Annotated in this window: 11 protein-coding genes; 8 read left to right on the forward strand and 3 right to left on the reverse strand. The window is 62.1% G+C overall.

Translation table 11 applies throughout. The features are described 5' to 3' along the window. Nucleotides 1-109: 109 nt before the first annotated feature. The 6 genes from AB8A23_RS14015 (at nucleotide 110) to AB8A23_RS14040 (ending at nucleotide 4,944) form a co-directional block, all read left to right on the forward strand. Nucleotides 110-352, forward strand: coding sequence for a hypothetical protein (locus AB8A23_RS14015; protein WP_068734329.1), 243 nt, complete (start codon nucleotides 110-112; stop codon nucleotides 350-352). Nucleotides 353-571: 219 nt separating this feature from the next. Continuing rightward, the gene (locus AB8A23_RS14020; RefSeq protein ID WP_170849552.1) at nucleotides 572-742 is read left to right on the forward strand and encodes a hypothetical protein; all 171 of its coding nucleotides are present in this window, start codon (nucleotides 572-574) and stop codon (nucleotides 740-742) included. A 925-nt stretch (nucleotides 743-1,667) separates the two neighbouring features. Beyond that, entirely contained in the window at nucleotides 1,668-2,081 is a 414-nt protein-coding gene (locus tag AB8A23_RS14025) for a DUF3830 family protein (RefSeq protein WP_068735441.1), read from the forward strand. Next, the gene (gene puuE, locus AB8A23_RS14030; protein ID WP_439059411.1) at nucleotides 2,081-3,016 is read left to right on the forward strand and encodes an allantoinase PuuE; all 936 of its coding nucleotides are present in this window, start codon (nucleotides 2,081-2,083) and stop codon (nucleotides 3,014-3,016) included. Before AB8A23_RS14025 ends, puuE begins: the two co-directional genes overlap by 1 nt. Nucleotides 3,017-3,039: 23 nt before the next feature. After that, entirely contained in the window at nucleotides 3,040-3,927 is an 888-nt protein-coding gene (gene uraD / locus AB8A23_RS14035; RefSeq protein ID WP_309948291.1) for a 2-oxo-4-hydroxy-4-carboxy-5-ureidoimidazoline decarboxylase, read from the forward strand. Between the two features lie 288 nt (nucleotides 3,928-4,215). Further along, nucleotides 4,216-4,944, forward strand: a complete 729-nt coding sequence (locus AB8A23_RS14040) for a substrate-binding domain-containing protein (RefSeq protein WP_439060527.1) — start codon at nucleotides 4,216-4,218, stop codon at nucleotides 4,942-4,944. A gap of 141 nt (nucleotides 4,945-5,085) precedes the next feature. On the opposite strand, the gene AB8A23_RS14045 is transcribed toward AB8A23_RS14040, so the two are convergent. Next, a complete protein-coding gene (locus AB8A23_RS14045; RefSeq protein ID WP_439059410.1) occupies nucleotides 5,086-6,480 on the reverse strand; it encodes a nucleobase:cation symporter-2 family protein in 1,395 nt (464 codons plus the stop codon). Nucleotides 6,481-6,683: 203 nt separating this feature from the next. On the opposite strand from AB8A23_RS14045, the gene pucL reads away from it, so the two are divergent. Further along, complete coding sequence (gene pucL / locus AB8A23_RS14050) at nucleotides 6,684-7,523, forward strand: factor-independent urate hydroxylase (protein ID WP_439059409.1); 840 nt, start codon at nucleotides 6,684-6,686, stop codon at nucleotides 7,521-7,523. A 264-nt stretch (nucleotides 7,524-7,787) separates the two neighbouring features. Here the strand turns inward: pucL and AB8A23_RS14055 are convergent, their stop codons facing one another. Continuing rightward, the gene (locus tag AB8A23_RS14055; protein WP_439059408.1) at nucleotides 7,788-10,394 is read right to left on the reverse strand and encodes a molybdopterin-dependent oxidoreductase; all 2,607 of its coding nucleotides are present in this window, start codon (nucleotides 10,392-10,394) and stop codon (nucleotides 7,788-7,790) included. Further along, complete coding sequence (locus AB8A23_RS14060; RefSeq protein ID WP_439059407.1) at nucleotides 10,391-11,212, reverse strand: FAD binding domain-containing protein; 822 nt, start codon at nucleotides 11,210-11,212, stop codon at nucleotides 10,391-10,393. Before AB8A23_RS14060 ends, AB8A23_RS14055 begins: the two co-directional genes overlap by 4 nt. A gap of 157 nt (nucleotides 11,213-11,369) precedes the next feature. Here AB8A23_RS14060 and AB8A23_RS14065 point away from each other — a divergent pair, with 157 nt between their 5' ends. Then, the gene (locus tag AB8A23_RS14065) at nucleotides 11,370-12,719 is read left to right on the forward strand and encodes an 8-oxoguanine deaminase (protein WP_439059406.1); all 1,350 of its coding nucleotides are present in this window, start codon (nucleotides 11,370-11,372) and stop codon (nucleotides 12,717-12,719) included. The last annotated feature ends 105 nt before the right edge of the window (nucleotides 12,720-12,824 follow it).

Genomic DNA, 12,824 nt, shown 5'->3' on the forward strand with positions numbered 1-12,824 from the left:
GCCATCTATGGCACGAATCGGATGCGAGTGTGAGTCGGCGATATTTCAACTGATGGAACGAAACGCGGGGTGGCGACTTGTAGGAGGTCGATCACGCGGGAGAGTTATCATGAAGAAATTGCTGCTGTGCACTGCGGTTGCCGGTCTCGCGTTTTCATCGGTTGCGGCCGAGGCGAAAGGCTGTATCAAAGGCGCGATCATTGGCGGAATCGCCGGCCACTATGCAGGACATGGCAAGGTCGGCGTCGTTGCGGGGTGCGTGATCGGACGCCACGAGGCCAACAAGGCCGATGCGGAACGGGCGCAGAAGGCGCAGCATCCACAGCCGCCGAACGAGAATGGTCGCATCTAGATCGGCGTTGTTCTCAACGCTGGACGATGTTGCTAAAATTTGATGGACTAGACCGGTTCAGTAGAGCCTCACCCTCATCAGGTTGGGGTTCTTTTCGTCTCTGTACGATACCGGACGAGATTGGGCGTAGACGTGGTGCTGCATCGGGATGTGTTTTGGCTCGGCAAGCAATGGGCCGTGACCGGTTACGGAATTCAGGCTGTCAGCCAGAAGTACAATATGAAGTTCGATATCGAGGTGTCGCAGATCTGGAACGAGGATCTGGATGCGTTGATGCGCGATGAGCCGTGGTTCGATGCGCAGGATTTTGCACAGGCCGTGGATCGCGCGAGGCAGCGTGCGATGGAATCACCGCTGACGTTCAAGCCACCGCTGAGTGATGAACGATAGCGGCAGCGCATCATTGCAGGATTCAAATTTCAAACAGCCACTGTCCTGAAAACATGCGTTCGCATTCTCGCGGCGCTTGCGCGTCCGAGCTATGAGCATTCCTTCGACCCTCTTCGAAAAGAGGGCGTGCGGAACGCCGGGTGCCCGATGCACCCTTGGGCCTGATGCGAATGCGGTCTTCCGCATGGGGTAGTGCATCAGGACTTTCGGAAGCACGAGCGATTGCCCAGCGTTCCGCCTGCGGCGTTTTTTCGGTTGCTTGCACTTTGCCTCGACGAACGCTCCGATCGCGAATTAAAGTCCCAAGGCGATGGGAAGGGAGCCTCAAGCGAATAGGCCGGACACGTTTTGACTTGGTCGTCCGTCACGCTGTCCAGGGCTCTTTCCATCTCAAGGCCAGCCGTCTCCTTGCCAGTGGCAGTGCTGGCGCAGATCCGTCCTGCCCAAAGACAGACGTCACCCACGAACCGCGTAACGCCGCATCTCCGGCGTCCACCGCATCCAGCCCCGCGAACGTGACGATCGCGCTCGCCCCTCTCATCGGGGCCGGACAAAGGGGAATATAATCTATATAGGGATGTTGTCAATGGAAGATAGGAAAATATGTTTGACGTCTTCCTGCCCCCACACTCGTCATTCCCCGGCAAACCAATTGGTTTGCCTGAGGGCGTGGCCGGCGTAAGCCGGACGCGACCCCGGAATCCCAGCATGTTCAGCAAAACACCTCAAGATTCCGGGTTCGCACTACGCGGCTGTGCCGCTTCGTGCGCCCCGGAATGACGAGCAAGGAGGCCCCGGAATGACAGTGTTGGAGAGGGAACGCAGTCTACAGGCAACGCCGCCGAAAACTGCGGCTTGCTTCTTTCGCCCTCTGCTGCAATCTGGATGGATCACTGTCAGTCACTCCAATTACGAGATTCCACGGATGAGCCAGCTCAAAGTCCATGTCGGCGACTTCACCTTCGACGCGAAATTCGAGGAGAAGGACGCCCCCAAGACCGTCGCCGCCTTCAAGAAGGCGATGCCGTTTGTCAGCCAGGCGATCCATGTGCGCTGGAGCGGCGAGGGCGTCTGGATGCCGCTTGGCGATCTCGATTTCGGCGTGCCCTATGAGAACCACACCAGCTTTCCGGCGCCGGGCCACATCATCCTGTATCCGGGAGGCATCAGCGAGACCGAGATCCTGCTGGCCTATAGCGGCGTGCATTTCGCCAGCAAGATGGGCCAGCTCGCCGGCAACCATTTCATTACGCTGACCTCGAACCTCGAAAATCTGAAAGAGATGGGCAAGACCGTGCTCTGGAAGGGTGCGCAACCCGTTCGTTTCGAGATGGTCTGATGGCCGGGAGCGATTATCCCCGCGACCTCCGCGGCTACGGCCGCAATCCGCCCGATCCGAAATGGCCGGATGGGGCGCGCGTGGCGGTGCAGTTCGTGGTCAATTTCGAAGAGGGCGGCGAGAATAACATTCTGCATGGCGACCGCGCCTCGGAAGCGTTCCTCTCGGACGTACTGGGGGCACAGCCCTGGCCGGGCCAGCGCCATGCCAATATCGAATCCATGTTCGAATATGGCTCGCGCGCCGGCTTCTGGCGGCTGTGGCGGATGTTCACCGAACGCAAGATGCCGACGACGGTGTTCGGCGTGGCGACAGCGCTGCAGCGTAATCCCGAAATCGTCGCCGCCATGCAGGAGGCGAAGTGGGACATCGCCAGCCACAGTCTGAAGTGGATCGAGCACAAGGATATGTCGGAGCCGGAGGAGCGTTTCGAGATTGCCGAGGCGATCCGCGTGCACACCGAGGCGACCGGCGCGCGCCCGACCGGCTGGTACACCGGCCGCAGTTCGATCAACACCATTCGCCTGCTGATGGAAGCCGGCGGCTTCAAGTATCTGTGCGATTCCTATGCCGACGATCTGCCATACTGGATCAAGGGGCCCAGCGAACCGCAGCTCATCATCCCCTATACGCTCGATGCCAATGACATGCGTTTCGTCAATCCGCAGGGTTTTGGCGGCGGTGACGAGTTCTTCACCTACCTCAAGGATTCGTTCGATGTGCTGTATGCGGAAGGCGCGACGTCGCCGAAGATGATGACGGTGGGCCTGCATTGCCGCGTCGTCGGTCGTCCCGGTCGTGCGGCGTCGCTGATGCGGTTTCTCGATTACATCGCGAGCCACGAGCGCGTCTGGGTGCCGACGCGCCTTGATATCGCCGAGCACTGGCACGCCAATCTGAAACATCTTGCCGCCGACGCTCGTGCCATCGGATAGACCAGGATTGGGATAACCCTGTCATGACAGAGAAGACGCTCGACGAACTCAACGCCTGCAGCAAAGCGGATTTCGTCGCAGCGCTGGCGAATATCTTCGAGTATTCGCCGTGGATCGCGGAGAAGGCCGCGGACAGCAGGCCCTTCGCGGGCGTGAAGCAGTTGTTCGCCGCGATGCGTAAGGTGGTCGAGGAGGCGGCTGCAGGTCAGCGGCTGGCGCTGATCAAGGCGCATCCGGATCTCGCCGATAAAACGCAACGCGGCGATCTCCTGACGGCGGAATCCAATGCCGAGCAGAATAGCGTCGGGCTCGACCGGCTGTCGGAAGCGGAATATGCGGCTTTCGATCGCGTCAACAATGCCTATCGTGCGAAGTTCGGCTTCCCTTACATCGTCTGTGTCCGCCGTCACACCAAGGATTCCATCCTCGCGGATTTCGAGAAGCGGTTGCCCAACGACCCGGCCGCCGAGGTCACCGCATCGGTCGCCGAAATCTGCAAGATCGCGGCGCTGCGTACCGATCTTTTGGTCGACGGGCCAGATCGCCTGCAGGTGCATGGCCGGCTCTCGACTCATGTGCTGGATACCCATAGCGGCCGGCCTGCAGCGGGGATTTCGGTCGAGCTTGTCGAATTGTCGAAGCTCGGCGTCAGTCGCGTGATTGCGCGCACGCTGACCAATCACGACGGCCGCACCGATGTGCCGCTGATCGGCGGCAGGCCGGTGCCGATCGGACGCTATGAACTGACCTTCAAGGTTGGGAGCTATTTTGCGGAGCGTGGGGTGCCGATGTCCGATCCGCCGTTCCTCGACGAGATCCCGCTGCGCTTTTCGGTCTATGAACCCGAAGGCCATCTCCACGTGCCGCTGCTGGTGACGCCGTGGAGCTATGGGACGTATCGGGGGAGCTGAGCGGGGCGCGATGCCTCATGGTGAGGAGCGCGCCACTTGGCGCGCGTCTCGAACCATGAAGAGTATTACGCACATCCTTCGAGACGCGCGTGAAGAACGCGCTCCTCAGGATGAGGACGGAGTTCAGACCTGGATGGCCGGGACAAGCCCAGCCATGACGACTGAGAGTTTCGCAATCGCGCCATCCTACATTCGACCCAAATAGGTCGTCTCATAATAAAATAAAAAATCAGGGAGAACGTCATGCGTGGCATCAATCGCTTGCTGCTGGTTGCGGCATTTACGTCCATGGCCACAGTCAGCGCCTTGGCCTCCGAAGTCCATGTCATGATCTCCGGCGGTTTTACGGCGGCCTACAAGGAACTGGTGCCGCAATTCGAGAAGGCGACGGGCAATACGGTCGTCACGGCCTATGGGCCGTCGATGGGGGAGACGCCGCAGGCGATCCCGATGCGGCTGGCGCGGGGCGAGCCGGCCGATGTGCTGATCATGGTGGGCTATGCGCTCGGCGATCTCGTCAGCAAGGGCAAGGTGATCGCCGACAGCCGCGTCGATCTCGCGGATTCGCCCATTGGCGTTGCCGTGAAGGAGGGCGCGCCGAAGCCGGACCTGTCCTCGGCGGATACGCTGAAGGTTGCGCTGCTCAAGACCAGGACTGTGGCCTATTCGGATAGCGCCAGCGGTGTGTATGTCAGCAAGGAGATGTTCGAGAAGCTCGGCATTGCCGACGCCATGAAGGACAAGGCGCGCAAGATCCCGGCGAGGCCGGTGGGCGAGATCGTCGCCCGGGGCGAAGCGGAGATCGGCTTTCAGCAGATCAGCGAATTGAAGCCGGTCAAGGGCATCGAGATCGTCGGCCCGCTGCCGGCGGAGCTGCAGAAGATCACCGTGTTCTCGGCGGGGCTTGCGAGCAATGCGCCGCAGCCCGATGCCGGCAAGGCGCTGATCGCGTTTCTGTCCTCGAAGCAGGCCGCGCCGGTGATCGTGGCCAGCGGGCTAGAGCCGAAGGTGAAGTAGACGCTCTCACTCCGTCCCTCATGGTGAGGAGCGTGCCTCTTGGCGCGCGTCTCGAACCATGAGTTGGCGGCCATCCTTCGAGACGCCGCGCAAGATGCGCGGGTCCTCAGGATGAGGGCGGAGTGTTTGGCCCTGATCTTTTCAATGCGTCGCAGCCGCAGCCACGCCCGCCGCTTCCGCCTTTGCGGTCTCGGCACTGCTGACGCCATTGAAGAACGCGTTCAGGATCACGGCCACCAGCGCGCAAAGCAGGATGCCCGACTCCAGCAGCGGGTGCAGGTCATGCGGCAGTGCCTTGAAGAAGTTCGGCGACACCAGCGGGATCATGCCGAAGCCGACGGAGATGGCGACCACGAACAGGTTGCGCTGGTTGGTCTTGAAATCGACCGCGGTGAGGATGCGCGCGCCGGTCGCGGCGACCATGCCGAACATTACGAGGCCGGCGCCGCCGAGCACCACCTGCGGCACCGACTCCACTAGCGCGGCCATCTTCGGCAGCAGGCCGAGCACCAGCATGATGCCGCCGCCGGCGATGGTGACCCAGCGCGAGCGCACGCCGGTGACGCCGACGAGGCCGACATTCTGCGAGAACGAGGTATAGGGGAAGGTGTTGAAGATGCCGCCGAGGAAGGTGCCGACACCATCGGCGCGCAGGCCCTTGGTCAGCGCATCGCGGTCCACCTTGCGGTCGGTCATCTCGCCGAGCGCCAGGAACATGCCGAGCGACTCGATCATCACCACAATCATCACGATGCACATGGTGACGATGGGGACGAGATGGAATTGCGGCATGCCGAAATGGAACGGCAGCACGATGTCGACCCAGCCGGCGGTGCCGACCTTGTCGAAATGCATTACGCCGAGCAGGCTGGCGAGGACGGCGCCGGCGATGATGCCGAGCAGCACCGAGACATTGGACAGAAAGCCGGTGCCCCATTTGATCAGCGCGAGGATCACGACCAGCACGAACAGCGCGATGCCGAGCCCCTGCAACTGGCCGTAAGCCGGATTGGGGAACGTGTGCGGAACGCCATCGATCATCTTTGTGAACATGGGTAATCCGCCACCAGCCCAGTTGATACCAACGCGCATCAGGGAGATGCCGATCACCATGATGATGGTGCCGGTGACCACCGGTGGAAACAGCGGCAGCAGCCGGCTGATGAAAGGCGCGACAATGATGCCGAAGATTCCGGCAGCGATGACCGAGCCATAGATGCCGAGCAGGCCGATCTCCGGGGCGGTGGCCATCGACAGCATCGGGCCGACCGAGGCGAAAGTGACGCCCATCATGACAGGCAGGCGGATGCCGACGCCGGGAAAGCCGATACACTGGACCAGCGTGGCCAGGCCGCAGGCGAACAGGTCGGCGGAGATCAGGAAGGCGACGTCCTGCGGCGGCAGCTTCAGGGCGCGGCCGATAATGAGCGGCACCGCGACCGCGCCGGCATACATCACCAGCACATGCTGCAGGCCCAGCGCGAGCAGGCGCGGGGTCGGGAGGACCTCGTCGACGGGATGGACGCTCTCTGTCATTGATCTAGCCCCTTGCTTAGGTGATGAAATATCGTGGCATTATGATCGTCAGATACAAGCCTCGTGCCAGACGCCGCTGAAAGCCGTTTCGCCCTGGTGGTGTGGTGACCGGTGGCACGAAGGTTGCTCAAAAGTGAGCATTGCTCAATATATTGCCCGGCGACCGAAGTTCCCCGGTTGCCACTACAGACTGGAGGTCGTGCGTGCCGCTCATCAAGAACAGATATGGAAAAGGCCGTGTCCGCATCATGCGGATCCATCGCGACGGCGACAAGCAGGACGTCAGCCAGCTCAGCATCAAGGCGATGCTGGAAGGCGATTTTGGCCGGGCCTATACCGACGCCGACAACTCCACCTCGACCTCCACGGACACGATCAAGAACATCGTCAATGTGGTGGCGCGCGAGAATACTGCGCTGTCGACCGAGGAGTTCTGTCAGGTGCTGGCGAAGCGCTATCTCGACCTGTATCCACAGGCGAGTTCCGTCAGCATCACTGCGCATGAGACCAAATGGGCGCGCCTCGCCGTCGATGGCGAGTTGCATCCGCATTCGTTCCTGCTCGACAGCAACGGCAAGCCGACCGTCGAGATCCATGCCACGCGCGACGGCACGGTCATGAGCTCGGGCCTCGACGGTTTCACCTTCATGAAGTCGACCCAGTCGGGCTGGGAGAATTACTACACCGACAAATATTCGACGATCCAGCCGACCAGTGATCGCATCTGCGCGACATCGATGGTGGCATCGTGGACATGGTCCGGCAAGCCGGCGAGCTATCCCGCGACCAACAAGACAATTCTGGACACGCTGCTGAAGGAATTCGCGACGACCTATAGTCCGAGCGTGCAGAACAGCCTGTATCGTATGGGTGAGAAGGTGCTGGCCGCGGTGCCGGAGATTTCCGAGATCAGCATGGCCTGTCCCAACATCCACTACATCCTGATGAATCTCTCGACGTTCGGTCTCGACAACAACAACGACGTGTTCCTGCCGACGGACGAGCCACACGGGCAGATCGAATGCACGGTGGGGCGGGGGTAGTTTTGCTTAACCTCTCCCCGCTCCCACGCGAAGCGAAGCTTCGCTAGGCGGAGAGAGGTCGCCGCGTCTTCGCGGCGGGTGAGGGGCAGGGCACATCTCCGGATGTCATCCCCGCCTAGCACGCCGAAGGCGTGCGCGGGGCGGGGATCCATAAACACCAGGGATCTGTTTAAAGCGATGTGGTCGTAGCTCTGCCGCTCCTATTTCAACGATCGTGGCTATGGGTCCCCGCCTTCGCGGGGACGACACCTCTACTGACGTCGGCTACTTCCCAAACTTCTTCTGCAATTCCGGAAAAATCCGGTCCGGCTTGAACGGCACCTGCGTGAACCGGATGCCGGTGGCGTCGAACAGTGCGTTGCCCATGGCGGCCGCGACGGGATTGTAGGGGCTTTCGCTCATCGACTTCGCACCCAATGGCCCGATCGCATCATAGGTGTCGGCGAAATACACTTCGGTGCGCGGCAGATCGGCGAAGGATGGCAGATGATAGTCGCGGAATTTCGGATTGACGACGCGGCCGCGGTCGTCGATCACCATCTCCTCATAGAGCGTGGCCCCCAGCGACTGTGCGACGCCGCCTTCGATCTGGCCGCGGAGCTGCATCGGATTGGCGACGGCGCCAGCGTCCGCCGCCTGCACGCTCTTGAGAACCTTGATCGCGCCGGTCCCCTTGTTCACCGCGACGCGAAATCCCTGGACGTTGAAGGCGACCGAACGCGGGGTGCCGCCCGAAGTGCCGGTGGCGCTGCGTACGCTGCTGTCCGCCTGCATCGCCGCCACCAGCTTCTGCGCGGCGTCATGGGTGGCTTTGCCAGCGACGAATGTGCCGGCGCTGCCATAGGCGCCGGTGTCGTGGCCGCCATTCCGCGTATCGGACTGGCGCAGATGAATCTGCTCGACGCTGCAGCCGAGCGTGGTGGCCGCGATCTGCCGATGCACCGTCGCGGTGCCATTGCCGAATTCGGCGGTGCCGACCGTGAGATCGTAGTCGCCGTCGTCACGTTTGGCGATGACGACTTGGGCGATGTGGCCCTGCGGCGGCACAGTGTCGATCATGGTGAGCGCGATGCCGTCGCCGATCAGCCAATCGTCATCGAGGTTTTGTTTCGTCTCCGCCTGCATCGCCTGCTCGACCAGATCGAGGCACTGGTCGAGGCCGTAACTGCCGATCAGCACATCGTCGTAGTGCGTGCCGGCGGGCGACAGCATGGGATCGCCGGGCTTGATGACGTTGTGCCGGCGGAAATCATACGGGCTGATGTCGAGCTGCGCGGCGAGATTGTCGATGGCGGCTTCCACCGCGAACAGGGTTTGCGGCAGACCATAGCCGCGAAACGCACCGGCCGGCACCGTGTTGGTATAGGCAACGACGGCATCGACCTTCTTGTTGGCGCAGTTATAGACGCCGAGCGATTCACCGCAGGCGTGAAACAACACCGGGCCTGCGTGATTGCCATAGGCGCCGGTGTTGGAGAGCACGTCGAGCTGCAGCGCGGTGAGCTTGCCGTACTTGTCGGCGCCGGCCTTGACCGTGACGCGCATCGGATGCCGCGTCGATGTGGCGATGAACTGCTCCTCGCGGGTCAGTTCCCACTTCACCGGGCGGCCGGTCTTGAGCGCGGCCAGCGCGAGAATGTCCTCGACGAACATTTCCTGCTTGCCGCCGAAGCCGCCGCCGACGCGTTCGCAGAACACGCGGATCTTGTCGGAGGGAAGATCATACAATTGAGCCAGCGCGCGGCGTGTCAGGAATGGCGTCTGCGTGCTTGAGCGGATATTGAGGATGCCGTCTACATCGAGCCAGGCCATGCCGCCATGGGTCTCGAGATGGCCGTGCTGCACGCGTTGCGTCGTGAAAGTGCCCTCATAGGTGACGGCCGACTCCGCCAGCGCCGCTGCGACGTCGCCGAATTCGCCGTGCGTTTCGGCGACGATGTTTCTGATAGCATTGCTGACGCGATGCACCGGCGTCTTGTCGGGGTGAATGACCGGCGCGCCGGGCGCAATGGCGGCTGCGGGATCGAATACTGCGGGCAGGATTTCGTAGACGACGTCGATGCGGCGGCAGGCTTCCTCCGCGATCGCCTCGCTCTCCGCGACCACGGCGGCGACTTTCTGGCCGATGAAGCGCACGGTGTCGTCGAGGATCCGTGTATCCTCGGGATCCATTGCATCGATCTCGTGGCGCGCCGTCGAGAACAATGTGACCGGCGCATCCGCATGCGTCAGCACGGCATGCACGCCCGGCATAGCCCGTGCTGCTGATGCATCAATCGACACGATGCGGGCATGGGGATGCGGCGCGCGCAGCATCTTGATATGCAGCAGGCCGTCCATGGCGACGTCAAATGTGTAGCGCGCCTTGCCCATCACCACCTGGGGACCAGCGGGCGCGGGCAGGCTGCGGCCGAAAGCGGTGCCGGGCTCGGCGTCTTGCACATTGGACTTGCCATCGAGTGCATCTTCGATCGCGCGATAGCCTGTGCAGCGACACAGATTTCCCTTCAGCGACGCTCCGAGATCGGCGCGCTGTGCCTGATTGAGCGACGCGCAGGTCACGATCATCCCGGATGTGCAGAAGCCGCACTGGAATCCCTGTGCGTCCAGGAACGCCTGCTGCATCGGATGGATGCCGCCTTCGGACGCGAGACCTTCGATCGTGGTGACCGCATGGCCTTCGGCGCGGAATGCCGGAATGATGCAGCTATGCACTGGCTCGCCGTCGAGCAACACGGTGCAGGCGCCGCAATCGCCGGCATCGCAACCTTTCTTGACACCGAAATGGCCGAGCTCGCGCAGGAAGGTGCGCAGGCATTGGCCGGCTTGCGGCTGCTGCGAAAAGCTGTGGCCGTTGATCTCGAAACTCATGGCCCGAAGCCCCGCAGCTCGGCGCGGATCTCTTCTGCGAGCCGCAATGTCATCTGCTTGCGCCAGGCCGGCTTGCCGTGAACATCATCGTGATAGAGGTTGTCCGGAACCCGATCGAGGATCGCTTCTTCGAGCGTGTCGGCATCGGGAAGTGTTGGGAGCGCGATACGGACAGGCCGCTTCGTCGATGCCGTGATCGTCAGCCGCAAGCCATCTTCATCAAGGCTTCCTATCAGCAGCGCAGCAGATCGCCCGACCGGCGTCAGCGAGATCTGCCTGAATGCAGAGCGGCGCTTGAACGCTGCAAGAGGAATGGCAATGCTGCGCAGGAGATCACCCGGCATCAGCACATTACTTTGATTGCCGGTGACGAAGTCCGCTACGTCGATCGCATCTACGCTGCCATCGGCCTTCCAGATCGTGCAGACACCATCGAGCGCGGCGGTGAGCGCGATCATCGGGCCGGCGGGCAGCGACATGCAGAGATTGCCGCCGACCGTTGCAGTCTTCCAGATCTTGAAAGAAGCGAGGAAGGCGCGGCAACATTGATTGATCAGGGGCGATGCGATCCAGTCAGGAGGGCAGGGCAGCGCGTCGAGCTGCGCCACGGTGCAGGTCGCGGCGATCTGCAATTCGCTGTCGGTGACGGTGAGGGCCGGCCATTTGAGATCGGTGAGGTCGATCAGCCGCGTCAGGTGGGTCTGCGGTTCGGAGAAAAGCCAGGTGCCCCCGGCGAGCCATGCATCCCCGGCACTCCATGTCGGTAGCTGTTCCCGCGTTGTGGGGCGGGCAACGGACGTGACCGTATTCAAATCCATAGGGCGGTTATGCTTTCACTCGGCAATGACCCCTTGAAGTATCATCGTGAACCTTGCAAGACCGACGCCAAGTCGCCGACAATTGCAGAACAAGTTGAAGTATTCGTGGCTGGTCCCTGAATTGCAAGGTCGGGTCCATGACCGAAGGAGATGAGCCATGACAGAAACGCAGGCCACCTGGATCAAGGATCCGCTCGGCATTTTCGCCGAGGGTGCCGAGCGCGGCGTTGTCGTCAGGAATGGTCGGATTGTCGAACTGGTGCCGGCCGGCGGCCAGCCGGCCACGGCGGATATCGCAACTTATGATGCCAGCACCCATGTGGTGCTGCCGGGGCTGATCAATACGCACCATCATTTCTATCAGACGCTCACGCGCGCCTTGCCGGCGGCGCTGGATCGCGAGCTGTTTCCCTGGCTGCAGGCGCTCTATCCGGTCTGGGCGCGGCTGACGCCTGAGAATCTCCATCTCGGCGTCAGCGTGGCGATGTCCGAACTGCTGCTGTCGGGCTGCACGACGACCACCGATCACCACTATGTGTTTCCGGCCGGCCTCGAAGCGTCCGTCGATATCGAAGTTGCGGTGGCGCAGCGGCTCGGCATGCGCGTGCTGCTGACGCGGGGATCGATGAACCGTTCGGTGAAGGACGGCGGATTGCCGCCGGACAGCGTGGTGCAGGACGAGGACACGATCCTGGCTGATAGCGAGCGCGTGGTGGCGAAATTCCACCAGCGCGGCGAAGACGCCATGGTGCAGATCGCGCTGGCGCCGTGCTCGCCGTTCTCGGTGACGACATCGCTGATGGCAAGCACCGCGGCGCTTGCGGACAAGCTCGATGTCCGCCTGCATACGCATCTCGGCGAGACCGAGGACGAGAACCGCTATTGCGAGGAGATCTATGGCTGCCGTCCGCTGGATTATCTGGAGCAGACCGGCTGGCTGAACAAGCGTACCTGGCTTGCACATGGCATCCACTTCAACGGGGCGGAAATGCTGCGGCTCGGCAAGGCCGGGACCACGATCAGTCACTGCTCGTGCAGCAATCAGCTGCTGGCCTCCGGCTGCTGTCCGGTCTGCGAGATGGAAGACGCGGGCGTCGGTATCGGCCTCGGCGTCGATGGTTCGGCATCGAATGACGGATCGAATCTGATGCAGGAAGTGCGCGCGGCATTTCTGCTGCAGCGGGCGCGTTACGGCGTCGGCCGCGTCAGCCACAAGGATGCGCTGCGCTGGGCGACGAAGGGCTCGGCGGCGTGTGTTGGGCGGCCCGAGCTGGGTGAGATCGCTGTGGGGAAGATGGCGGATCTGGCGTTGTTCAAACTCGACGAGCTGCGCTTCTCCGGCCATGGCGATCCGCTGGCGGCACTCGTGCTGTGCGGCGCGCATCGTGCGGACCGGGTGATGGTGGGCGGCGCGTGGCGCGTGATCGACGGCGCCATTCCGGGTCTGGATGTCGCGGATCTGATCCGCCGACACAGCGCGGCGGCGAAGGCGATGCAGACCCATTAAGAAAACTGCGGTGTCAAGGTAGGGGGTGAGAGAAAAGTGCGCTTTAAAGTCGCAGGCTGTGCTGGTAATTGAGAGAGATATTGCAGATTTTTCTCAGGTTCTTTC

The sequence above is a fragment of the Tardiphaga sp. 619_E2_N8_4 genome, from assembly GCF_051810905.1.
Lineage (GTDB): Bacteria > Pseudomonadota > Alphaproteobacteria > Rhizobiales > Xanthobacteraceae > Tardiphaga > Tardiphaga robiniae.